Annotated in this window: 26 protein-coding genes; 14 read left to right on the forward strand and 12 right to left on the reverse strand. The window is 63.9% G+C overall.

Annotated elements, in window-relative coordinates; genetic code table 11:
• Window positions 1-75 precede the first annotated feature (75 nt).
• Entirely contained in the window at window positions 76-264 is a 189-nt protein-coding gene (locus F600_RS0118550) for a hypothetical protein (RefSeq protein WP_018162143.1), read from the forward strand.
• A 1-nt stretch (window position 265) separates the two neighbouring features.
• Here the strand turns inward: F600_RS0118550 and F600_RS0118555 are convergent, their stop codons facing one another.
• Complete coding sequence (locus F600_RS0118555) at window positions 266-634, reverse strand: VOC family protein (RefSeq protein WP_018162144.1); 369 nt, start codon at window positions 632-634, stop codon at window positions 266-268.
• A 159-nt stretch (window positions 635-793) separates the two neighbouring features.
• The gene (locus tag F600_RS0118560) at window positions 794-1,771 is read right to left on the reverse strand and encodes a lysylphosphatidylglycerol synthase transmembrane domain-containing protein (protein ID WP_018162145.1); all 978 of its coding nucleotides are present in this window, start codon (window positions 1,769-1,771) and stop codon (window positions 794-796) included.
• 125 nt (window positions 1,772-1,896) lie between these two features.
• On the opposite strand from F600_RS0118560, the gene F600_RS0118565 reads away from it, so the two are divergent.
• A complete protein-coding gene (locus F600_RS0118565; protein ID WP_018162146.1) occupies window positions 1,897-2,742 on the forward strand; it encodes a universal stress protein in 846 nt (281 codons plus the stop codon).
• Here the strand turns inward: F600_RS0118565 and F600_RS0118570 are convergent.
• Window positions 2,739-3,164, reverse strand: coding sequence for a pyridoxamine 5'-phosphate oxidase family protein (locus F600_RS0118570; protein ID WP_081628950.1), 426 nt, complete (start codon window positions 3,162-3,164; stop codon window positions 2,739-2,741). The two genes, F600_RS0118565 and F600_RS0118570, sit on opposite strands and share 4 nt — an antisense overlap.
• 129 nt (window positions 3,165-3,293) lie before the next feature.
• Here F600_RS0118570 and F600_RS0118575 point away from each other — a divergent pair, with 129 nt between their 5' ends.
• The 6 genes from F600_RS0118575 (at window position 3,294) to F600_RS0118600 (ending at window position 8,221) form a co-directional block, all read left to right on the forward strand.
• The gene (locus F600_RS0118575) at window positions 3,294-3,917 is read left to right on the forward strand and encodes a TetR/AcrR family transcriptional regulator (protein ID WP_026306691.1); all 624 of its coding nucleotides are present in this window, start codon (window positions 3,294-3,296) and stop codon (window positions 3,915-3,917) included.
• 90 nt (window positions 3,918-4,007) lie between these two features.
• A complete protein-coding gene (locus tag F600_RS0118580) occupies window positions 4,008-4,736 on the forward strand; it encodes a neutral zinc metallopeptidase (RefSeq protein WP_018162149.1) in 729 nt (242 codons plus the stop codon).
• A gap of 225 nt (window positions 4,737-4,961) precedes the next feature.
• Window positions 4,962-5,570: a DUF4389 domain-containing protein gene (locus tag F600_RS28925; RefSeq protein ID WP_245541566.1), complete on the forward strand. Its 609-nt coding sequence runs from the start codon at window positions 4,962-4,964 to the stop codon at window positions 5,568-5,570.
• A 112-nt stretch (window positions 5,571-5,682) separates the two neighbouring features.
• On the forward strand, window positions 5,683-5,949 hold the full coding sequence (locus F600_RS0118590; RefSeq protein WP_018162151.1) for a hypothetical protein: 267 nt from the start codon (window positions 5,683-5,685) through the stop codon (window positions 5,947-5,949).
• A 127-nt stretch (window positions 5,950-6,076) separates the two neighbouring features.
• Window positions 6,077-6,946 (forward strand): universal stress protein, encoded by an 870-nt coding sequence (locus F600_RS28930; protein ID WP_018162152.1) that lies wholly within the window; start codon window positions 6,077-6,079, stop codon window positions 6,944-6,946.
• 9 nt (window positions 6,947-6,955) lie between these two features.
• Entirely contained in the window at window positions 6,956-8,221 is a 1,266-nt protein-coding gene (locus tag F600_RS0118600; RefSeq protein WP_040631835.1) for a M23 family metallopeptidase, read from the forward strand.
• Here the strand turns inward: F600_RS0118600 and F600_RS28935 are convergent, their stop codons facing one another.
• The 5 genes from F600_RS28935 to F600_RS0118625 all read right to left on the reverse strand — a co-directional run bounded on the left by F600_RS28935 (window position 8,222) and on the right by F600_RS0118625 (window position 13,496).
• Window positions 8,222-9,211 (reverse strand): adenylate/guanylate cyclase domain-containing protein, encoded by a 990-nt coding sequence (locus tag F600_RS28935; protein WP_018162154.1) that lies wholly within the window; start codon window positions 9,209-9,211, stop codon window positions 8,222-8,224.
• Window positions 9,212-9,220: 9 nt separating this feature from the next.
• Window positions 9,221-9,967: an FAD:protein FMN transferase gene (locus F600_RS0118610; protein ID WP_018162155.1), complete on the reverse strand. Its 747-nt coding sequence runs from the start codon at window positions 9,965-9,967 to the stop codon at window positions 9,221-9,223.
• Window positions 9,964-10,398 (reverse strand): FMN-binding protein, encoded by a 435-nt coding sequence (locus F600_RS0118615; RefSeq protein WP_018162156.1) that lies wholly within the window; start codon window positions 10,396-10,398, stop codon window positions 9,964-9,966. Before F600_RS0118615 ends, F600_RS0118610 begins: the two co-directional genes overlap by 4 nt.
• Window positions 10,395-11,762 carry a ferredoxin reductase family protein gene (locus F600_RS0118620; protein WP_211220089.1) on the reverse strand — a complete coding sequence of 456 codons (1,368 nt, stop codon included), beginning with the start codon at window positions 11,760-11,762 and terminating at the stop codon, window positions 10,395-10,397. The genes F600_RS0118615 and F600_RS0118620 overlap by 4 nt, the downstream gene beginning before the upstream one ends.
• A 66-nt stretch (window positions 11,763-11,828) precedes the next feature.
• A complete protein-coding gene (locus F600_RS0118625; protein ID WP_018162158.1) occupies window positions 11,829-13,496 on the reverse strand; it encodes a SulP family inorganic anion transporter in 1,668 nt (555 codons plus the stop codon).
• A gap of 65 nt (window positions 13,497-13,561) precedes the next feature.
• Between F600_RS0118625 and F600_RS0118630 the strand changes: the two genes are divergently transcribed.
• The 4 genes from F600_RS0118630 (at window position 13,562) to F600_RS0118650 (ending at window position 15,230) form a co-directional block, all read left to right on the forward strand.
• Window positions 13,562-13,909 carry a GatB/YqeY domain-containing protein gene (locus F600_RS0118630; protein ID WP_051090872.1) on the forward strand — a complete coding sequence of 116 codons (348 nt, stop codon included), beginning with the start codon at window positions 13,562-13,564 and terminating at the stop codon, window positions 13,907-13,909.
• 4 nt (window positions 13,910-13,913) lie between these two features.
• Complete coding sequence (locus tag F600_RS0118635; protein ID WP_018162160.1) at window positions 13,914-14,354, forward strand: SRPBCC family protein; 441 nt, start codon at window positions 13,914-13,916, stop codon at window positions 14,352-14,354.
• A 340-nt stretch (window positions 14,355-14,694) separates the two neighbouring features.
• Window positions 14,695-14,922: a three-helix bundle dimerization domain-containing protein gene (locus F600_RS0118645; protein WP_018162162.1), complete on the forward strand. Its 228-nt coding sequence runs from the start codon at window positions 14,695-14,697 to the stop codon at window positions 14,920-14,922.
• A 107-nt stretch (window positions 14,923-15,029) separates the two neighbouring features.
• Window positions 15,030-15,230, forward strand: coding sequence for a three-helix bundle dimerization domain-containing protein (locus F600_RS0118650; RefSeq protein WP_018162163.1), 201 nt, complete (start codon window positions 15,030-15,032; stop codon window positions 15,228-15,230).
• A 552-nt stretch (window positions 15,231-15,782) separates the two neighbouring features.
• On the opposite strand, the gene F600_RS0118660 is transcribed toward F600_RS0118650, so the two are convergent.
• The gene (locus F600_RS0118660) at window positions 15,783-16,049 is read right to left on the reverse strand and encodes a hypothetical protein (protein ID WP_018162165.1); all 267 of its coding nucleotides are present in this window, start codon (window positions 16,047-16,049) and stop codon (window positions 15,783-15,785) included.
• A gap of 201 nt (window positions 16,050-16,250) precedes the next feature.
• On the opposite strand from F600_RS0118660, the gene F600_RS0118665 reads away from it, so the two are divergent.
• Window positions 16,251-16,589 carry an RNA polymerase-binding protein RbpA gene (locus tag F600_RS0118665; RefSeq protein WP_018162166.1) on the forward strand — a complete coding sequence of 113 codons (339 nt, stop codon included), beginning with the start codon at window positions 16,251-16,253 and terminating at the stop codon, window positions 16,587-16,589.
• Window positions 16,590-16,619: 30 nt separating this feature from the next.
• Entirely contained in the window at window positions 16,620-17,195 is a 576-nt protein-coding gene (locus F600_RS30655; protein ID WP_018162167.1) for a COG4315 family predicted lipoprotein, read from the forward strand.
• Between the two features lie 128 nt (window positions 17,196-17,323).
• On the opposite strand, the gene F600_RS0118675 is transcribed toward F600_RS30655, so the two are convergent.
• The 3 genes from F600_RS0118675 to F600_RS0118685 form a co-directional block, all read right to left on the reverse strand.
• Window positions 17,324-18,070, reverse strand: coding sequence for a polyprenol monophosphomannose synthase (locus F600_RS0118675; protein ID WP_051090873.1), 747 nt, complete (start codon window positions 18,068-18,070; stop codon window positions 17,324-17,326).
• Window positions 18,071-18,146: 76 nt separating this feature from the next.
• Complete coding sequence (lnt, locus tag F600_RS0118680) at window positions 18,147-19,658, reverse strand: apolipoprotein N-acyltransferase (protein ID WP_018162169.1); 1,512 nt, start codon at window positions 19,656-19,658, stop codon at window positions 18,147-18,149.
• Window positions 19,648-21,216: an amidohydrolase gene (locus F600_RS0118685; RefSeq protein WP_026306695.1), complete on the reverse strand. Its 1,569-nt coding sequence runs from the start codon at window positions 21,214-21,216 to the stop codon at window positions 19,648-19,650. Before F600_RS0118685 ends, lnt begins: the two co-directional genes overlap by 11 nt.
• Between the last annotated feature and the right edge of the window lie 78 nt (window positions 21,217-21,294).

Here is a 21,294-nt window from a genome sequence, read left to right on the forward strand (position 1 = left end):
GACTGTAAGCACTGACCTTGTCGTGGTGGGTGAATACGCCTTCTGGCCGACGACCCCGAGTACGTTGGTGCATGTATGAAGCTCGGCAAGCATCCACAACGCACCCCGTTCTACGGCGTGCTGTTGAACCTCGGCGCCTACTACTCGATCTACTGGGCGTACAGCGAGCCGCGTCCGCTATGGGTGCATATCCTGCACTGGGTGATCATCGTTCCCGTCGCGATCGTCGGCACGATCATGACGTTCCGCGACTACTCCTTCTGAGTCACCGCCACTTCGGGAGTTCTTGAACGGCCCACTTGTTGCCGTCGGGGTCCGCAAAGAACGTGAATCGGCCCCAGTCCATGTCGACGACCGGAGACGCCTCCGCGCCCGCGGCGACCAGTTGCGCGTACGCCTCATCCGCAGACGCGACGACGATCTGCAACCCTTCAACGCTGCCTGGCTGCGCTTGCGTGAGGCCGGTGCCGATGGCGATCGAGCACGCCGAGCCCGGCGGCGTCAGCTGCACGAAGCGAATGTCGGGAGTGGGCGTGTGGTCGTGGTCGGCGTTGAAGCCGATGCTCGTGTAGAAGTTCTTGGCGCGGTCGACGTCGGTCACGGGAAGTGCGACGAGCTCGATTTTCCAGTCCATGAGCCAACCAGTACCCGAGCCGGAAGACCTTCACTCCCTCGATTCGCGAACATTGCGCAAATTCCCTTCGTGAGTGCCTCGGCCGAAGCTCGTTCCGGCGCTCGGCGATAAGTCTTCGAAATTTGCCTTTGTACGAAACTCCAGGTTTGTACAGCGTCCTTACAGAAATCCCTGTCGCACCAGAATCCGGTAGGCCGCCCAACCGATCAGCGCCGGCAGCCACAGTGTGGCAAGCCGGAATGTCAGCACTCCCGCGATCGCGGGTCCGGTAGCCACGCCTCCGACGACGAGTCCACCCACCAACGCCGCTTCCAGAACGCCCAGTCCGGACGGAGTGGGCGCCGTCGATCCGACCGCCGTGCCGCCGAGATAAACCGCGGCAACGAGAAGCGCGGCGGGGTGCGCGCCGAACGCGTAGAGCGAAAAGCCCAGTGCCGCAACGTACGCCACGATCAGCGTCACCTGACCTGCGACAAGCTGCACCGCCCGCCCAGGCTGCTTCAACACGTTCCCCACGGATGCGGCCGCCTCGTGGGCGCGCTCCACGAGATCCGGACGCCGGCGCGCGACAACCCAGACGGCGACAACGGCCACTACCGCCAGGCTCACCACGATCGCCGCGGTCCCGGCACTCGGCAGCGCAGACCGAATCAACGTCGCCGACACTCCGAGCCACACCACGGCCAGGATCAACGAGAAGACGTGCAGCACGACGCTCGCACCGAGCGTTGCGGCCACCACTCCGACGGCGGTCTCACGATCTTGGCCGGTCTTTTCGAGGTACCGAACGTTCACGGCATCGCCGCCCAACCCGAAAGGCGCGAATTGATTCGCGAAGGACGTTGCGACCGCAACGACGACAGTGCGCCCTAGAGGCACTCGCTGTGGACTGGCGCTTTTCAACGTCAGCGCGGCACCCACGTAGGTGAAACCGGATGCCACGATCGCGGCCACCAACCACGACCAATGGCCGTCACCCAGCAAGGCGATCGCGCGCCAGATCTCGTCGAATTGCGGGACCAGCATGTAGGCGGCGAAGGTAAGTGCCCCGGCGACGATCACCACGCGCCAGGACCGGAGCCGATGACCCGATGCGTCCTCGACTTCGGCCGTCGGCGGCAGATTCGTTTCAACCATCAGTTTCGCCGCTCCTTCGCCTCCATCGAAATACCCGGCACGCGTTGATGTATGCAGTGTTTCGGCTCTTGAGAAAGCGACCTTGGTCCCTCGCCAGAGTCTGGAAAAAAGCGCAATCTGGAGGTATGACCCTTGTAGATTCGACGTCCATCGTCGTCGGAATCGATGGCTCAATTACTTCGACTCGTGCGGCGTTGTGGGCGGCCGAAACTGCGAGCCTGATGAAGGCACCCCTGGTTCTGGCCACCGCCGCTCCGGTGCCCGGCGCCTATCTGAGCGATGCCGCAGTCCTCGCGTATGCGATCACGCCCGACGAGAGTTCGCTGGCGGCGCAGCGCTTGGACGAAGCCACGGCGAGGGTGCTCGAAAAGTTTCCTGACCTCGTCGTCCACACCGTCTCCAAGCAGGGACCTGCGGATCTCATGCTCGTTTCCCTGAGCCAGAGGGCGCGGCTCGTCGTGGTCGGCGCGCACCGGACAGCGAGCCTGGAATCGCTCATGATCGGTTCGACGGCCACGCTCGTCGCCAATCATGCGGCCTGTCCGGTCGTGGTGTGGCGCGGCGCGCATGGTTTCGGACGCGTGGTGGTCGGCGTCGACGGCAGCCCCCTGAGCACGTCAGCGATCGCTCACGCCTTCGAGTTCGCAAGTTGGTACCAGGCGTCGCTCGAGGCAGTTCATGTCTGGGACGTGCAGGCAGGTCACAATGCCGACCGCGGAAACCACGAGGCGCTATTGTCCGAGAACCTCGCGGGGTGGAGCGAGAAGTATCCGGATGTCCAAGTGCACACCACGGCGATGGCGGGCGATGCACGCGACGTTCTATCCGGATCCGCGAAGCAGGCGCGCTTGGTCGTCGTGGGCAGCCACGGCCGCGGACGTGCCGCTGCGCTGATCCTGGGCTCGACCAGTCAGCACCTGCTCCGGCACAGCCCGTGCCCGGTGATGATCTGCCGGCAGGCTGCTAGCTAGGCGCCGATCTTGCGGAAGTCCCAACTACGGATCGACGTCGGCTTGACCCGCAGCCAGCCGTGCTTGTGGTCGAGCGGCAACTGGTCGATTCCGAAGTATTTGTGCGCGAACGCACTTTCGGTAGCGACGAGTTCCGGCACGTCTTCGCCGATGCGCGGAGCCTCACCGACCACTTCGGCTTCGCCCGTGATCTCGACGCCGCGAAGTTCCAGGTAGTCGTGGCCGTCGTCGACGACGACCGCAATGGCGGGGCTGCGCACGATGTCTGCCCATCGCTGGCTGCCGGTCAGCGAGTACAACCAGAGAGCCTCGCCGTCCCAGAGAAACCACAGCGGAGTTACGTGTAGACCCTTCGGACCGACGGTCGCAACCCGGCACGTTCGCTGCTCAGCGAGGTAGGCGTCCCTTTCGGGATCGGTCATCGCGATGCGCCGACCGCGCTTCTGCGGATTAACCACCGGACCTCCAGTCACGTTCAATGCAACCCAACGTAATCCACACCACCCGGTAAACGTCCAGTGGCAGCCGCATGGCACGGAATAATCAATATCGTGACGAATTCGCACGCAGACACGCCCCACGCGATGACCTACCGCGACGCGCGCACTGCACTGCGCGCACAGACCGTCCTCGACGCCGTCAAGGAGTTGATCACCGAAACCGACTGGGCGAACCTGAGCGTGAGCGACGTCGCGAAGCGATGCGGCCTCAGCCGGCAGACGATCTACAAGGAATTCGGGTCCCGGACGGGGCTGATGAACGCATACATCCTGCGGTTGGCCAGCACGGTCATCACCGAAGCGGCCGCGCACGAGAGCTCGCCAGACGTCTTCGAGACGTTCAAAGCCGGATTCGAGCGCTACTTCACGACGGTCGTCGCCGATCCTCTTGTCCGGAATGTTCTCGGTGAATCGAACAGTCGCGAACTCGTCGTCCGGATCACGACCCACGGCGAACAATTCATCGAGATCGCGGCGCAGAACCTGGCGCGAATCTACCGGGAACGGTGGCCCGAGATCGGAAACCTCGCGGACACCCTTGCTACCGGCGTTGTTCGCGTTTCGCTCTCCTACCTGGCCACTCCCCCGGCCGACTCCACCGATGCCGCCGAGACCCTCGCTCAGCTGTTCACGCCGTACGTGTACTGGGCGCGCACCCAGGCGTCGGAAATCTGAATCGGCAATCGAACAACCTCTCGATTGACGGAAACCATCTGAGTCTCGTCGCGTCTAACTGGTCGATCCCAACGACGACCAGGAGGCAACGTGTTTCGGGCGATCACGACCGGACTTCTCGCAGTAGCGATACTCATCGGCGGCAGTGCGGCATCGGCGACAGCAGTCAAGGCATGTCCCCTCGACGAACTCGACCATTGCTACACCAGATCGGAAATGGCGGACTTCGCGCGGATCGCGGTCGCCATGGTCGGCGAATTCATGGGCACAATCGATCCACAGAATGAATTCGCGCCTAGCGCCGTTTATCTGATCGAGGATCAACAGACGGTCAGCGACGGCTGCGAGGGATTCGTTCGCGACCGGATGGCTGACGCGACGTCATATTTCTATTGCCCCGCGGACAACGGTATCTACCTCGGTCTCACTCAGATGTGGGACTTCTACGTATCGTTCGGCGCCGCGGCTCCCGTCATCGGCCTCGCCCACGAATTCGGGCACCTCATTCAGCATGCCGTTGGAATTCCCGAGCCCGAGTCCTTCGACGAGGCGATCGCGCTGGAAAACCAGGCCGACTGCGTGGCCGGCGCGTTCGCGGCCCACCTTCGGGACGAAGGGTCGATCAACAAAACGGAGGTGAAGAACCTCGAGAAATTCCTCCGCTCGATCGGCGCTGCCGAACGCCCGGGACGCGATCATGGAACGCCGGCGGAACGCGCGAATGCGTTCCGGAAAGGACTGCGCGACGGACTTATGGCATGCAATTCGTTCGTCAATCAGCACCCGATTTCGAAGAACGCTCAAAGATCGGCTCGCTGATCAAATCCGGGTAATCCCTGATGCCCAAACCCGTATTCACACAGTTACATTGGAGTCAGCGGTCAGCTCACACATGTCCAACCGGAATGTCCTCCTGACCCGTCTCCTCGAGGAATCTCCATGAGTTCTCCAGCACAGTCCTCACCAGTCCGGCTGACCGGCGAGCTCGACGGCTCACTGTCTCGATGACTCTGGCTCGTCAAGTGGGTGCTGATCATCCCCCACTTGATCATCCTGATCTTTCTGGGCATCGCGTTCTTCATCCTGACGATCGTCGCCGGGTTCGCGATTCTGTTCACGGGCAAGTACCCGCGCGGAATCTTCGACTTCAACCTCGGAGTTCTCCGCTGGGGATGGCGGGTGTCGTTCTACAGCTACTACGCCCTTGGCACGGACAAGTACCCGCCGTTCACGCTCAACTCGGCGGACTACCCCGCTGAACTGGACATCGCCTACCCCGAGCATCTGTCCCGGGTGAAGGTGCTCTTCAAGTGGTGGCTGCTCGCGATCCCGCACTACCTGATCCTCGGCGCGATGCTCGGCAGTGGCGCCACGTTCGCGATGGGCGTCGGAGATGATGAGCAGGGGTACGGAGGCCAGGTCGGGTTCTCATTGCTCACGCTACTTGTCCTTGTCGGCGCGATCATCCTGCTCTTCAAGGAGCACTTCCCGAAGTCGATCTTCGACTTCGCGATGGGCATCAACCGCTGGATGTACCGGGTGGTTGCCTACGCAGCTCTCATGACCGACGAATACCCGCCGTTCCGGCTCGACATGGGACCCGCGGAGCCTCCGGCGGCACCGAGCCCGGCCCCCGCAGGCGACCTCGGTTAGTCGGAATTAGGGCCGAAAGTCCATTCGGAACAACCGCATTCGGCCCTTCGAAGATCCAGTCAGTCGGAGTGAAATCGATTTCAGATTCGCCCGACTGATCTGGAGCTGACCCATGAAGCTGAACCCGACTGGAAACTGGATCGCCATCGTCGCCGTCATGGCGCTCGTTGCGCTCACCGGCACGACACTCACCGCGGCCGCATCCGGAATGCACGGCCTTGCGCTGGGCGGCGTCGTCGGCATCGTCGCGCTGATTGTCTTGGCGGCCAGCGCGATTGCGATAACCCAATGGCGGGACCGCGCCGCACAGCCAGCAACGACCAGCAGCGTCACCCACCTGCCAACGTTCGTTTCCAACACCGAACGACAGGCAGCCTAGAACCCCGGGGGCAGGGGACCTGGAGGGGCGGACTTAATGTCCGCCCCTCCTTTGGCATTGACGATGGTCCCCGCGATCGGGACCTCGGACCCTAGGTCCCCGAACGCCCGCGGTCGATGCTGAAGACATGCAGATCAACGGGCCGACTGTCGCCGCGGTCGACGGATCATCCGCGACGCGGTCGATGCTTGCCTGGGCAGCCGAGTACGCCTCCCTCCACCGTTCACCCGTTCGCCTCGTCACCGTCCTCGATCCAAACGTCCGAGACGCCGGGTACCAGGCGGACACCCAGCAACTCCTCGACGTCGCCGCCCGCTTCGTCGAAAAGTCGGTCGGCGCAATCCGGGCAGTCGAGGTGACGACCGCGATTCTGACGGGGCCCGTGGGGCCGGCACTGATCCGCGAGTCCAGCAGCGCACGACTGCTCGTTCTCGGACGATCGCACTCCTCTGCCGCGCCCGCACACTTGCTCGAGTCACCGACCACCACTTTGGTCCGGCGGAGCCGCTGTCCGGTCGCCATCGTGCCGGGCGAGGTGAAGATGCGAACCTATTCACCCGTCGTGGTGGGCATCGACGGCACCCGCTCGAGCACCGGTGCCATCGAGTTCGCATTCGCCGAGGCCGCCCGGCGTGACGTCCCGTTGGTAACGCTGCACGCCCGGAATTCGAACGGCGATTCACTCGCGCTCGGCCTCACCGGCGGGAGCGTCGCCATTGCGCATGAAATGGAACTGGCCGAGTCCCTCGCTGGTTGGCGCGAACAATATCCGGACGTCGAAGTCGCCCGGCAGGTCGCGACCGACAGCCCCGTGCGCAATCTGATCGAGCAATCGCGGGACGCTCAAATGGTGGTAGTCGGAAGCCGTGGACGTTGCGGGTTCTCCGCGCTCACTGAGGGTTCGACGAGCCAGGCGCTGGTTCACGCCGCCTCTTGCCCGATCGTCGTCGTGCCCCAGATTGACCAATCCGATAGGACGGCGTCGGTCTCTCTTTAGTCTGAATTCGTGCATACACAGCGGGGAGCCGCGATTGCGGCAGCAGCAGTTTTGTTTGTTGCGCTGAGCGGTTGTTCGCAGAACGACGGCAACTCCGGCGGTGGGAAACAACAAGCCGACAACCCGGCCTCGAAAACCGCGCAGGCGGTATTCACCCCGCTGTCCGCATTTGTTCCGTCGGCGCCGCAACCGGTGAAGGGTACGGACGGAAAGTTCCACCTCGCTTATGAGGTGCAGATGCTGAACATCCTTTCCCAGCCGATCGCAGTGCATTCGGTCCGTGCCATGGCCGGGGACACGACGCTGCAGAATCTTTCGGGTGAATCCCTGACCCCCGCGATTCGAGTCCTTGGAGCACAGCCCCCGAGCGGCATTACCGACGGCGGGCCGGCATTCAGCAAGCCACCCGGGGCCGTCCTCGGACCTGGCCAATCCGCGTTGGTGTGGATGGATGTCGCGGTGAATTCCGAAGCTGATGTCCCACGGGACATCACGCACGCCATCGAACTCGAAGTGCTGAATGCCTCCGAGCCGCTGTACCCGAAGACGCTGACCGAGAACGTGGCCGACACCCATGTGCGGATGATCGATCCGGTCGTCATCTCATCGCCGCTGCGCGGAACTCACTGGGTCGACGGCAACGGCTGCTGCACCACCGCGACTCCGCACCGCACGGCGCTCAGTCCGCTCAACGGCAACCTCTACGCCCCTGAGCGCTTCGCCATCGACTTCGTGCAACTGAACGACCAGGGACTTCTGTTCACCGGCGACAAGGCCAACATCGCGAGCTACGCCTACCACGGTGACGATATCCACGCGGTCGCCGACGGACCGATTGTCGCGGTGAAGAACGATCGTCCCGAACAGGTTCCGGGGACCTCTCCTACTGGGCTCAAAGTCGACGAGTACGGCGGTAACTACGTCGTTCAGTACCTCGGCAACGGGCGCTATGCCTTCTATGCCCACCTGATGCCCGGCGACGGGGTCGAGGTCAAGGTCGGCGAACAGCTGGCGAAGGGCGACGTCATCGGCAAACTCGGCAACTCCGGCAACACCGACGCGCCACACCTGCACTTCCACGTGATGGATGGGCCAGATCCCCTGGCCTCCAACGGATTACCGTTCGTCATCAACGACTTCACGCTCGAGGCTCAGCTGACGGACGGGGGCCTCGACGCGATCATCGCCGGTCAGCCCGCTCAGTACGAGCCGGCCGTGAAGAAGGCGACGAGCACCGACGAGATGCCGCTTTACCGCGACCTACTCGGGTTCTGATCAGCGCCGGTCGAGGAGCTCCGGCGGAATCTGGAACGCCTCGGTCGGCGGATCGCCCACTTGCTTCGGCCGGCGCAGCAGCCACGGCTGAAGGTGACTGAAACCCTTGACGTCGACTCGACGCAGATCGCGAACGTAGAACTCCGGGTGACCTTCGAGCGCGGTCGCCATGGCGTTGTCCATCATCACCGAGCCCGGCCGCGCGACGGCGGTCAGGCGGGCAGCCATGTTCACGACGGTTCCGTGCACGTCACCGAGCTGGCGCAGAACCGCGCCATACGCGACTCCGACCCGCAGTTCCGGTCGTCCGTCGAAGGTGCGCTCTCGAGCTGCGAGTTCGAGCCCGATGCGCGCGGCGGCCACCGGTTCGTCGGCCACGAACATCACTTCGTCGCCGATCATCTTGATGATGCGACCGCCATGTCGGCCGACCGTTTCGGCGACGTCTGATTCGAATCTCTCGAGAAAGACGCTCAGCTGGCGGCGGGTGAGTCCCCTGCTGAGACTCGTGAAGCCGACGACGTCCGCGAAGCCGACCGCGAGCATGTCGACCTCGCCGGCCGTGTTGCCCGAGCGCCGTGCATCGGCATCGAGCAGGTGTCGTCGCCACAGAATGTTCTGAATGCGCTCGAGCGGCTCGATGAGCGTCGTGATAGCCGTCAACTCGTCGACGCCGCCATCGCTCGATTCCACGAAGTCATAGACCAGGTCGGCCTGCCACTCCGCTAATCGTGCCAGCGACCGGCCCATAGAGCGGGCGACGCTGCGTTCAGTCGCTTCGTCGAGGATTCCGCTCTCCCGGAGCAAGGTGAGCATTTGAACTGCTTCAACGTCGTCGTCGTTGTAGGCGATCTCGTCGGCGGTCGGAATGGCCAGCGCCACCAAGGTTCGAATCTCGACGACCCGCTCGACTGGAACGCCAGCCAGCGCCGCGACTTCCGCGATCGTGTACTTGGGTTCAGACCCCAAGATCATTCCCGCATGATCCATCCGTCCACCCTAGCCGCGGGTATCGGCGGCCGGACCGGAAACTGTCTCCGTCGAGCCGTCCTCCCACACGATGAACGCGGTCCTTCCCGGCCGCGTCTCCAGCCACTGGGGAGCCTCGGACCCTTGCACGTATGCGGCTGTGGCATCGATATCTGCCCAGGTCAGCGACGGTCCGATGACCGTCACCGAGCTGAGCCCGGCCGGCGCATCGCGCGTCCGAGGATCGCGGATGTGCGCTCCTCGATGAACCGTTCCGGACGTTGCGACGGCGCCTGCACGAATCGGGACGACCGCCATTACCTTCTCCGGGGCGAACGGGTTTTCGATCCCGATTCGCCACGGGTCGTCGTCGGACCAACAGACCAAGTCTCCACCCGCGGACAGACAGTAATCCGCACCGAAACCCTCGAGACACCGCGCGGCCCGCTCGACCGCCCAGCCCTTCACGACGCCACTCGGGTCGATCGTTCCGGCATAGCGAATGTCGAACGCGCCCTTGGATTCGAGCCGGGCTCGCTCACCCAGTTCGAGCACTTCCTGAACATCGGCGGGGCAGTCCTGAATGCTGACTTCGCCGCGCTTGAGCCGCGAAATCCAGGAGTCGAGACGAAAGGTGCTGAACGTCTTGTCGGCCGCCCGAAGCGACGACACGACGTCCCGCCATACCGTCTGCGCCGCCGATCCGCGCTCCCGCGGACCGCGCAGTGCGAGCGTGACGGGCATCCCCATGATCTGCTCCACGTAGTGCGTCGTCATGCGAGATGCGCCTGATCGATCGCAGACTGCAGCGAGCCTATGTACCCATTCGACGTGAAAGTCGCGCCGGACACCATGTCGATGTCGGCGGACTGCGCGCTCATCGTCTCGTCGATGAGGACCGGCAACGCGCGGCTGTTGATCTCCTGGTCGCGGCGGTCCTGATACGGGTACTGCAGAACCTGGACGTTGGTGATCTTCCCGTCGGCCACCGTGATCTGCACCTGGACCGGACCGAAGCGGGTGTCGACAGCGGCGCCGGTGAAGGTCGATCCCCCGCTTGTCACCGCGGTGTTCTCCGCCGAAGCCGCCGGCGCGGACGCGACAGTCGCCGCGTTTGTGGACGCGGTCGGCGACAACGACGTGTGATAGCCGAACAACAGAACCAACACCGTCAGCGTCGAAAACAGCCACAGTGCAATACGTTTCATGACCTCACCAGTTCGAAGGATTCGATATGGACATTGCTGCCCGGAACGCCGGCCGCAGCGAGAGCGGCCTTGACTGAGTCCGTCCAGACGGGCGGACCGCACAGGTAGACGTCCCGCTCGGCGATGTCCGGGATCAAGCGGCGCAGCGCGGCGGCGTCATCGTCGTGCTGATCGACGTACGCCCCGAACATCGACCCCGACCATCGACGCTGTCCGGGCAGCCACACGAGCCCCAGGCCGCGTTGCTTGGCGAGTTCCACGAACTCCTTCACGAACAGTGGGTGCTCCGAGTAGCGCTGCACCAGCACGGCCTCCCCCTCGCCATAAGGCAAGGACTCGGCGAGCGCGCGGAGCGGTGTCATTCCGACGCCCGCGCCGATCAAGGCGACCTTTCGCTGCGTCCGAACGCGCTCGGTCAGGCGACCGAACGGTCCTTCGAAGACGACGCGAGTCCCCGGCTTCAGGTTCGCCACACTCGCACTCGCGGGACCGACTGCCTTCACACCGATTCGCAGCATGTCTGCGCTCGGGGCCGCGGACAACGAGTACGGCTTGCCGCGGGACCATCCCGGCCCGCTCAGGAACCGCCACGTGAAGAACTGCCCGGCATCGACGTCGAGTCGGTCGAGCTTGCGGCCGGTGAGGTACACCGACGTGACGCCCGGACCCTCACTGACGACGTGCGAGACCTTGACGCTGTGCCGCAACGACTTCCAGAGTGGCATGGCCACGCGCCAGGTCAGAACCGCGGCGGCGGAGAGTCCCCAGACCGCCCACCACAGAGCTGTGATCCGCGGCGAGGACAGAAACTCCTGACCCGTCCACAGTTGGTGCGGCAGTGCGAGTCCGGCACCGAGGTAGGCATACAGGTGGAGAAGGTGCCACGACTCGTAGCGCATCCGGCGTCGTGCCGCCCGCGCACTGGTGACCGCGACCATCAGCAGCGCCACGGCGCCCGCCACGGCGAGCAGCATCGCGGGGTAGGTCAGCGTCAGGTCGATGAATTCGCCGATCGCATTCCCGATCTCGCCGCCGGCGTAGCCGAGGGTGATGAGGACGATGTGCGCCACCAGCAGACTGATCGACGACATGCCCAGAATTCGGTGGCTGGAGACGAGGTTGTCTTGACCGAAGGCGCGTTCCACCAACGGGATGCGCGCAATCATGAGCACCTGCGCGAGTAGCAGAACCGACGAGAGCAGGCCGGTCAGCCGGCCCGTCGACATGGCCCAACCGGCCCACGTACCCATTTCGATAATGCCTCCGTCGACAGCCCACCAGTAAGCCGTGGCGGCCATCACCGCCCACAGCGTGGTGACGCAGATCCAGCGGATCTTCGCGTCCATTGAGGCTGATTCATTCATGACTTCAACCTTGGGGGCACGCGCTGGAACGTTGCCGTGTCAACCCTGTGAGGTTGCTCCGAGGGGTCAGCCCTCCGTGCGATGGAAGGCCTCGACCGCGGTCGGCAGTGTCGGGAAGATCAAGGAATCGTCGATCCGGTCGAGCATCCCGGCCGCCTTCAAGGACTCGCGAAGGTCCTGTTTCACGCGTGCCAACGCGAACGTGATGCCTCGTTCATTGAGCTCTCGACGCAGATCGTCGAGCATGTCCAGCGACGTCAGGTCGACTTCGACGTTCGCCTCGGCATTCATGACGAACCACTTGACCGGGTACGACGCCGCATCCACGGCGGCCAGGGCTCGACTGCGGAAATCCTCGGCGTTCGCGAAGCACAACGGTGCGTCGTAGCGATAGACGACCAGTCCATCGACCGGTCGCGCATCTGGATAGTCGTCGATGTCGTGCATTCCGGCGAGCCCGGGCACGTAGCCGAGAATGCCGTCGTGCGGGCGCGCCACCCGATGGAGAAGCTCGAGAATCGAGAGCCCGATCGCGGTCATGATCCCGTACAGAACTCCGAGACCCAGCACCGCGAACGTCGTCAGGAGGGCGATCGCGAACTCGGCGCGACGGAACTTCGCGATGCGTCGAAACTCGCCGACTTCAATCAATCTCAGCGCGGCGAAAATGACCAGGGCACCCAGGGCTGCAGTCGGGAACGCTTCCAACACGCCGCGTGCCGTGGTCAGCGCCACGACGATCGTCAGCATCGCCGTCAGCGAGTACAGCTGCGTTCGGCTGCCCATCGCGACCGCGATCGCGGTTCGACTCCCACTCGATGAGACCGGGAATCCGTGCATCAGTCCGGACGCGATGTTGGCCATTCCGAGGGCCGCGAACTCGGCATTGGCGTTGATCGGCGCGGCGTCCTTGGGCGCGAAAGCCCGTGCGGTGAGGACATTGTCGCTGAAGCCGACGATCGTGATGCCGATCGCCGGAAGGATCAGGGCGGGTATGTCCGACCACGCGACGCCGGTGAATCCGGGTGCGGGCAGGCCCGCGGGAATCGCACCGACCACCTTGATTCCGTTATCGGTAAAGCCGAAGACCCACACGACCGCGGCGGCCAGCACCATTCCGATGAGCGGACCGGGCAGTTTCGGCCAACGCCAGCTGAGCAGCAGGAAGAGCGTCAACGCGATGGCCGCCAGCCCGACCGTCGGCCAGTGAACGGTCGCGACCTGGCTGATGAAGGACGAGACTTCCGGGACGAACCCATCTCCCTCGACGTGGACGCGGGTGATTTTGCCGAGCTGACTCGACATCATCATCAGCGCGATTCCGGCCATGTATCCGACGAGAACCGGCTTCGAGAGCAGACCAGCGAGGAACCCGAGTCGAACCACGCGGGCGAGGAGACACAGGACACCGACGATGACGGCCATGAGCGCCGCGATCGTCGCGTATCGCTCCCCATCGCCGTGCGCGACGCCACCGACGGCGACCGACGTCATGAGCGCAGTGGTCGACTCCGGTCCGACCGACAGGTTCCGGGACGAGCCGAACACGGCGTAGACGATCAGCGGCCCGAACGCCGCCCACAGTCCCGCGACCGGCGGCACTCCCGCCACCGCGGCGTAGGCCATGACCTGCGGCACAAGGTACGCAGCGACCGTGACGCCACCGATCAGGTCGCCACGCAGCCACCGGCGGTCATAGTCGCGAAACTGCGCGATCCCGGGCGCGAAGCTCATCCCCTGCACTCCTGCAGAATCGTTTATCCGGTGGACAGCTTGTGGACAAATTGAACAATGGTGTGATGATCGGAATCCGCCAAGCACTACGCACCGCTCTCACCGACGCGATGCGCGCTCGCGACAAGACCGCCATGGCGGCCCTGCGTTCGGCGATCGCCGCCATCGACAACGCGGAATCCGTCCCCGTCGGCGACCATCGCGCCAGCGCGATCGAACTCGCGGGAACCCTCGGGGCCGCCGAAGCACCCCGGAAGGTCCTCACCGAGGACGACATTCGAACGATCCTGCAGTGCGAGGTTGCCGATCGTCGAGCGGCTGCGCAGGAGTACCAGGCCGCCGGCCGGATGGACCATGCGGAAAAGCTCCTCAGGGAGTCCGACGTCCTGGACCGATACCTGCCCCTACGCTGACGGAGTGACCGTCAACGTCCTCACCGAGATCGTCATCGACCGTCCGGTTTCCGTCGTCGCCGCCTACGCGTCCGATCCAGACAATGCCACCGACTGGTACGTCAACATCGTCGGCGTGAACTGGAAGACACCGAAACCGGCGGTCGAGGGCTCGCTCGTGGAATTCACCGCACAATTCCTCGGCCGGAAGCTCGTCTATACGTACGAGGTCGCGGAAGTCATTCCCGACGCCCGGTTCGTCATGCGGACCGCGGACGGGCCGTTTCCCATGGAGACGACGTATACGTTCGCAACCGTCGGCGACGGAAAGACTCTGATGACGCTCCGCAACCAGGGCGAACCGTCGGGATTCGGAAAGATCATGGGCCGGCTCATGGAAATAGCGATGCGCCGCGCAAACACCAACGACCTCCAGAAGTTGAAGTCCATTCTGGAGGCGCGGTGAGTCCCGTGGCTTGAGTTAGCCGGCCACCCGCGGCCGGTTGAAGTCAGCATTGTGGGCAATCAATTTGGACTGCGTGGCGGGGTGGATGTGCATTGCGTGTTCGAAAGCGCGCCGCCGCCACCGGGTGGTGATGAGGTCGACTAGAAAATCCATGTTTGAACGATGCGACATGGAACCCCCGGAACCCTGCATGACGCGCCGTACTTAAGTATGTGTTTCGACACTTCACAGGTTGGCGCGCGGAGCGAGACCGTTAACGACACCAAATCGGCGTATTCCCGACTGTCAGAAGTCACACAACAGTCGTCGGAGTTAACCTTCGCTCCCTACCGTCGTAGTCATGTCGCCCGAAACCGCACCGTCTTTCCCGGCGGCAATCACCAATGAAGAGAAACGCGCGATCGGAAACGTCGTCGAACGCCTGCAGAACGATTTCTCCCACCTGTCGACTGATCGCGTCGTCACCACCGTCCGGGAGGTCCACGAGCGGTACAACTCGGCTCGTGTCCGCGACTTCGTCCCACTCTTCGTCGAGCGGCACGCAGCCGACGAACTGAACCAGGACTGACACCGGCAGGTTCATCCCGACACGCACCCGCGACTCTCACTTGCGCAATTGCGCAACTAATCGGTTAGACTGGCCGCAGACAGAGACCGATCAGACGGGAGCGGCAGGTGACCAGAGAAGAACAGCGCGACGTGGCCCTCGTAATCGAAAGACTGAAGCAGCACTACGCCCAGCTGCCGGAAACCACGGTCACCGCCGTGGTGACCGCCGTGCATGCCAAATTCCGGAACGTCCGCACGCGCAGCCTGGTGCCAGCGCTGGTCGAGCGCTTCTCGACCCGCGAACTGACCCACCTGGCGACTGCCTGATTCCCATAAAACGGCGCCTAAAACATCAAGATCTCGATGTCCAAGAAATACGTGTAACCACCCTGAATTCCTCCTGAATCTTTGTGTCCGGCTATCGACGTTCGACTATTACCGCCCTAGCCTGCAGCCATGGTTACCGAGGGCGAACAAGCCCGACTTTGGGCGCAGATTATGGACCGTTTGAATCTGACGGTCGCACCGAGACCGAGCACTCAGCCCGGCGATGCGGTCTGCCTCGAAGTGCACTGCGCCGACCACGGCCCGCAGTTCGCCACGACTAACCCAAAGGTGCCCTCGTGGAAGCCAATTCGAATCCGCCCCGAATCGCTCCGCACAGTGCATCTTCCGGTTCACGAAGTCTGAGTCAGAATTTTGATCACGGTCGCGTCCGCGGAATCGAAATCAAGATTTCCGCGGTGTTCTGAAACATTTCAGAAATACGCGCAGTGACTTTGCACCGAACTATCAGGTTTCTCTCAGTTTGAGTTGATCTTCGAAACACCAAGTAGAAATGTCAACCAGCGAACTGAATTTATCCGAGGCGTTCGGAGATTATCGGAGTCGTTCTGCTTCGCGCGCGAGCGACACCAGTTCCGCAGTCAGCTCGAGGAGTTCGGAATAATCCGCACGTTCCCGAATCGCCGTGGCCACGTCTTCGGCCGCACACCGCGCCGCGAACGCCCGATCGGCGAGGCTGCTCGCTTCGTCCGCGCTCAGCACGACGGAGTCGATCGGGATGGCGGTGCCCTTGATCGACGTGCGGTGTTCGTAGGCGCGTTGCCGGCACGATTGCCGGCAGTACAACCGGCGCCGGCCCATGTCGGACTCGACTACTTCACGCCCGCACCAGGCGCATGAATGAGGTCGGCGAGACACGGGCAAAACCGTAATAGCAGCCGTCGTCGGGAGTGCAACGGCACGCCGGTAAACTAGTGGCCAACCGTTCCCTGCCGGGAACGATTCAAGGGCTTCTATCGTTGTAGACAGTGAAGCAAGTTTTCCATCAGAGGAGATAGCCGAATGGCAGATCGCGTACTCCGGGGAAGTCGTCTCGGTGCAGTCAGCTATGAAACTGACCGCGATCACGACCTCGCCCCGCGCCGAATCGCGCAGTACAAGACCGATAACGGCCTGATCTTCGACGTCCCCTTCGCGGACGACGCCGAGATCCCGCCGACCTGGGTATGCCGCAACGGCATGGAGGGCATCCTCGTCGAGGGCAACACCCAGGAGCAGAAGAAGGTCAAGCCGCCGCGTACGCACTGGGACATGCTCCTCGAGCGTCGTAGCGTGCCGGAGCTCGAGGAACTGCTCGCCGAACGTCTCGAACTGCTGCGCAAGCGGCGAGGCGGCAGCTAACCGCTCGACCTTCGCCCTAATCTAGGGCGCATGGTTCGCGCTCCCCATTACGTAAGTGCGGTCGCCATCGTGGCGGCCGCACTTTCTGCATGCAGCAGCAGCGACGACGCACCGGTCATTCCGACTTCGACGCACGCGCCGAAAGCAACGAGCGCAGCCCCGACCACCAAGGTCAAGCGGGCACCGATTCCCGTGGTTGGCGAGGAGAGCACGCAAGAAACCGGCGCCGGTTCGATCCCGCTGCCGAAGATGCTGAGCCTGAGCGTCATGGAGTCGCCACTGGGACCCATCCTCGTGACCCCGACCGGGCGCGCCGTCTACTACTACCTCGCCGATGACCCGAAGACCGGTACGAGCTCCTGCGTCGACCAGTGCGAGATTCACTGGCCCGCGGTGAACGCGAACTCTGAGCCTCCGGTGGCCGATGGCGTCGACGCCGATCTCGGCATCTACGATCGCACCAACGGAGTCCCACAGCTCACGGTCAATGGCCGTCCGGTGTACTTCTACCGCAACGACATCTCCCCTGGCTCGATCAACGGCCAGGGGGTCGCGGGGATGTTCTGGCTGGTCAGCCCCGACGGCAAGATGATCAAGCCGCGCTGACGGAGGCCGACCTCTTCACCCCCGCGTCGGGCAGGCTTTGCGGAAGCCAATGTCTCCCGCAAGCTGTCTTGTACAAAAGTGTACTTTTGTACAAGACGCCGTGCGGGAGACTCTTACCCTTGGCCGAACTAGCCGTTCTGCTTCTTGAGACGCTTGAAGCGGCTCTTCCACTTGGCCTTGCGTGCCTGCCAGCCCCAGACCGGAACCTTGAGCATCGCTTCCTTGACGATCGAGCCACTCATCTTCGACTCGCCGATCTCACGCTCGGTGAATGTGATCGGACGCTCGACGACGGTGAAACCCATCTGCGAGAAGTTGAAGGCCATGCTGATCTGGAATCCGTAGCCAACGGCATCGATCGAGTCGAAGTCGACCTGCTGGAGCGAGGTCGTGCGGAAGGCGCGGAAACCGCCCGTGATGTCGCGGATCTTCACGCCGAGCATGATGCGGGCGTAGATGTTTCCGCCGCGCGAGATGAACTGGCGGCTGAACGGCCAATTCACGGTCTTCCCGCCCTTGATGTAGCGCGACCCGAGAGCGAGGTCGGCGCCCTCGTCGACCGCCTCGAGGAGCAGGTGGAGTTGCTCCGGTGCATGGCTGCCGTCTGCATCCATCTCGACGAGCACGGTGTAGCCCTTGTCGAAGCCCCACTTGAACCCGGCGATGTAGGCGGCGCCAAGGCCGGCCTTCGCCGTGCGGTGCATCACGTGGATACGACCGCGCTCGTCGGCGGCGGCGAGCTTGTCGGCCAGGTCGCCGGTGCCGTCCGGGCTGCCGTCATCGGCGACCAGCACGTCGACGTTCGGAAGAGCCGCATGGAGTCGACCGACGATCAGAGGCAAATTCTCGAGCTCGTTATAGGTCGGGATGATCACCAAGGTCTTGTCGCTGGGGCGGTCCACGTTTCCCTCTTCCGTTTGCTTCGCAGCCACTCACGGTTCGTCTCGAAGACTATCCCCGCAAAGCGTGCCGCCGTTGGGCTGTGCCCGAAATCGTGGCACCAATCGCGATGGCGCACAGCAGAAGTTCCACAGTCGGCCCCAGCCGGCTGGCCAGGGTGACGTGAGTGTTCAGAGGCACGTCGGCGATCAGTGTCGCGGGATCGAACAGCTCAGACCGTGTCATGACATCGCCATTGGCGGCAATGACGGCGCTCACACCACTGGTTGCGGCGACCACCACAGCCCGATCATGCTCCACCGCACGGACTCTCGACATCGCGAGCTGTTGGTAGGTCATGTCGGTGTCACCGAACGTGGCGTTGTTCGTCGGTACCGCGAGCAGCTGTGCTCCGTTGTCCACGGACTGCTCGAAGGCACGGTCGAAAACGACTTCGTAGCAGGTCGCGATGCCTACCGCGACGCCGCGCGCATGCACTACACCGTCGCCATCACCCGGCACAAAATTGCCGGCTTTGTCGGCGTAGTCCGAGAACAACGCGAAGAACGACCGGAACGGAATGTACTCACCGAACGGCTGAATGATCTTCTTGTCGTGACGCTCCTGCGGGCCGTATTTCGGGTCCCAGACGATGACCGTGTTCGAGGTTGTGAGGTTGTCGTTGACGAGCACGGCACCGACGAGGATCGGTGCATCGATGTTCCGGGTTTCGTCGCTGATCAGCTCATAAGCGTCCGGATTCCGGAACGGGTCGATGTCCGACGAGTTCTCCGGCCACACCACGATGTCCGGGTGCCTGGCGGTTCCGGCTCGGACCGCCGCCGCCAACTTGTCGGTCTCCCGGAGATGGTTGTCGAGAACGGCGCGACGCTGCGCGTTGAAGTCGAGTCCGAGGCGGGGAACACTGCCCTGGATCGCCGCCACCGTGATGGTCGGGCCGGTCGGGGCCGGACGCATGAGCACCGCCAGACCGGCCAGCAGAAACGGCGCCAGCAGGCCCGCGACGGCCATGATGGCCGCAGACCGAGCAGGGCGCTGAATCAGGTACACCACCAACGCCCCGATGAGCGCCACGGCGAAGCTCAGGAGTGGAGCGCCGCCGAGCGCAGCGAGCGGGAGTAGCCAGCCGTCGGCCTGGCCGAACGCCAATCGGCCCCATGGAAATCCGCCGAACGGGAAGGACGACCGCCCGAATTCCGCAAGAGACCAACAGGCAGCAATCCAGACCGGCCAACCACGCAGTGGTAGGACCAGTCGGCTCAGGAGCCCGAACAGGCCGTAGTAGACCGCGCACGCGACCGACAGCGCGATCCACGGCCCCGGTCCGACGTAGACACCGGTCCACGGAAGCAACGGAAGGAAGAACGCCAACCCGGCGAGGAATCCGATCCCGAACCCCGCACGGAGCCGGTCGACCATCTGCAGGGCGACAACCAGCAGCGCGACCCCGAACGGAGCGAGGAACCACAGCGGGTACGGCGGGAAGCTCAGGTACAGCAGGACACCCGCCAGGATCGCCAACAGCGGCGCCCGGAGGCGTTGGGGAATGAACTCAAGCCGCATAGATCGTCCTGCCCGCGCGGACCGTCCGCAGGCAACGCGGTGCGACTGAATCCGCGCCCAACGGCGGCAGCGGAGGAACCAGCGACCGCGGATCTGTCGACCAACGCTGCACGGCGTCCTTGGGGGTCGAAACGATCAACTCGGTCGGTTCCCATACCGCGAACGACGCCGGCGCTCCGGGCACGAGCGTTCCACTCACGCCATCCCGCACACCTGCCGCGCGCCATCCGCCGCGCGTCGCGCCGCCGAAAGCCGCCCGTGGGGAGATCGCGAAACCAGGCGTGCGGTGATTGACCGCGGCTTTCACTGCCGCCCACGGATCGAGTGGCGTGACCGGCGCATCCGACCCGATCGCGATCGGAATACCGGCCGCAACCATGGGAGCGAACGGCATCACTGCTCGCGCTCGATCGGCCCCGATGCGTCGCGCGTAGCTGCCATTCGCGCCGCCGAATGCGTGCTCGAATCCGGGCTGAACACTCGCGATGACACCGGCGAGTGCGAGCACCCGGATGTGCTCCTCCGCGATCATCACCGCGTGCTCGACCCGGTGGTGGCACGCCGCGACCGCGGCACTGCCGAACTCCTCGATCGCCGCTTCGAAACCCCTGGTCACGGCACCGATCGCGGCGTCTCCGATCGCATGGAAACCGGCCTGGACACAAGCTTCGGTGCAGGCCCGGATGTGCTGCCGAACCGCGTCGTCACTGAGGTATCGCGTGCCGGTCGAGTGCGGGCAGTCTGAGTACGGCTCACTCAAGGCAGCCGTCCCCGAACCGATCGAACCGTCGACGAACAGATCCCCCGCGAGCCCCGCCGCCCCCGTCTCCGCCAGCACCATGCGTGCTTCCTCCGCCGTCTCGACTGCTTGTCCCCACAGTCCGTAGACGTTCACACCATGGTCAAACGTGAGGGTCTCGCGGAAATCGATCAATCCCCCGATCTTCGGACCGCCACACTCATGGACCGAGACGACGCCACGCGAGGCCGCGAGGTCGAGTGCTGCGGTACGTGCCTCGGTTCGCTGCTCGACCGACAACAGCGTCTGCGCGATCACTCGGACACGATGGTGGTCATCGGCGGTGAGCATGCCCTCGGGGAGGTCGCCGTCGACCGTCGACCGCAGGGCGCGCGAGGCGATTGCCGAGTGGCCATCGATGCGCGGGACGTAGGCCACGCGATCCCCCACCGCGCCGTCGACTTCCGCTTGCGTCAACGGTCCCGAGTCCGGCCAGGCGCTGTCATCCCAACCTTGTGCCCAGACGACGTCGGACGCCGCGTTGCGGAGCAGCGACAGGCATTCCTCGCGATTCCGGGCCACCGACAGGTCGATTCCGGTCCGGGTAAGTCCGAAGGACGTCGTGTGCACATGTGCGTCGACGAAGGCCGGCGCGACGAATGCCCCCTCGAGACGGATGACCTCCGCGTCGGGATGCAGTGCCAATCCGGGCCGGTCGGAACCGAGCCAAACGATCACGCCATCGGTCACCGCCATGGCGGTTGCGCCCGGCGAGCTGGGCGAATATATCCGTCCGTCGATCAACAGTTGTGTGGCCACCGGTCAAGTGTGCCGGACCTCACTTCATATCAAGCTAACGGTCACCCGCGAAACACCATTTGGGAAGCGATCCGGTAA

Origin of the sequence: Smaragdicoccus niigatensis DSM 44881 = NBRC 103563 (assembly GCF_000380645.1) — a bacterium.
Lineage (GTDB): Bacteria > Actinomycetota > Actinomycetes > Mycobacteriales > Mycobacteriaceae > Smaragdicoccus > Smaragdicoccus niigatensis.

Bases quoted from the DNA above. Each gene is read 5' to 3' on its own strand.
- F600_RS0118550 (WP_018162143.1), top strand. From the start codon at position 76: ATGAAGCTCGGCAAGCATCCACAACGCACCCCGTTCTACGGCGTGCTG.
- F600_RS0118555 (WP_018162144.1), bottom strand. From the start codon at position 634: ATGGACTGGAAAATCGAGCTCGTCGCACTTCCCGTGACCGACGTCGAC.
- F600_RS0118560 (WP_018162145.1), bottom strand. From the start codon at position 1,771: ATGGTTGAAACGAATCTGCCGCCGACGGCCGAAGTCGAGGACGCATCG.
- F600_RS0118565 (WP_018162146.1), top strand. From the start codon at position 1,897: ATGACCCTTGTAGATTCGACGTCCATCGTCGTCGGAATCGATGGCTCA.
- F600_RS0118570 (WP_081628950.1), bottom strand. From the start codon at position 3,164: ATGACCGATCCCGAAAGGGACGCCTACCTCGCTGAGCAGCGAACGTGC.
- F600_RS0118590 (WP_018162151.1), top strand. From the start codon at position 5,683: ATGAAGCTGAACCCGACTGGAAACTGGATCGCCATCGTCGCCGTCATG.
- F600_RS28930 (WP_018162152.1), top strand. From the start codon at position 6,077: ATGCAGATCAACGGGCCGACTGTCGCCGCGGTCGACGGATCATCCGCG.
- F600_RS28935 (WP_018162154.1), bottom strand. From the start codon at position 9,211: ATGGATCATGCGGGAATGATCTTGGGGTCTGAACCCAAGTACACGATC.
- F600_RS0118610 (WP_018162155.1), bottom strand. From the start codon at position 9,967: ATGACGACGCACTACGTGGAGCAGATCATGGGGATGCCCGTCACGCTC.
- F600_RS0118615 (WP_018162156.1), bottom strand. From the start codon at position 10,398: ATGAAACGTATTGCACTGTGGCTGTTTTCGACGCTGACGGTGTTGGTT.
- F600_RS0118620 (WP_211220089.1), bottom strand. From the start codon at position 11,762: ATGAATGAATCAGCCTCAATGGACGCGAAGATCCGCTGGATCTGCGTC.
- F600_RS0118625 (WP_018162158.1), bottom strand. From the start codon at position 13,496: ATGAGCTTCGCGCCCGGGATCGCGCAGTTTCGCGACTATGACCGCCGG.
- F600_RS0118630 (WP_051090872.1), top strand. From the start codon at position 13,562: ATGATCGGAATCCGCCAAGCACTACGCACCGCTCTCACCGACGCGATG.
- F600_RS0118645 (WP_018162162.1), top strand. From the start codon at position 14,695: ATGTCGCCCGAAACCGCACCGTCTTTCCCGGCGGCAATCACCAATGAA.
- F600_RS0118660 (WP_018162165.1), bottom strand. From the start codon at position 16,049: ATGGGCCGGCGCCGGTTGTACTGCCGGCAATCGTGCCGGCAACGCGCC.
- F600_RS0118665 (WP_018162166.1), top strand. From the start codon at position 16,251: ATGGCAGATCGCGTACTCCGGGGAAGTCGTCTCGGTGCAGTCAGCTAT.
- F600_RS30655 (WP_018162167.1), top strand. From the start codon at position 16,620: ATGGTTCGCGCTCCCCATTACGTAAGTGCGGTCGCCATCGTGGCGGCC.
- lnt (WP_018162169.1), bottom strand. From the start codon at position 19,658: ATGCGGCTTGAGTTCATTCCCCAACGCCTCCGGGCGCCGCTGTTGGCG.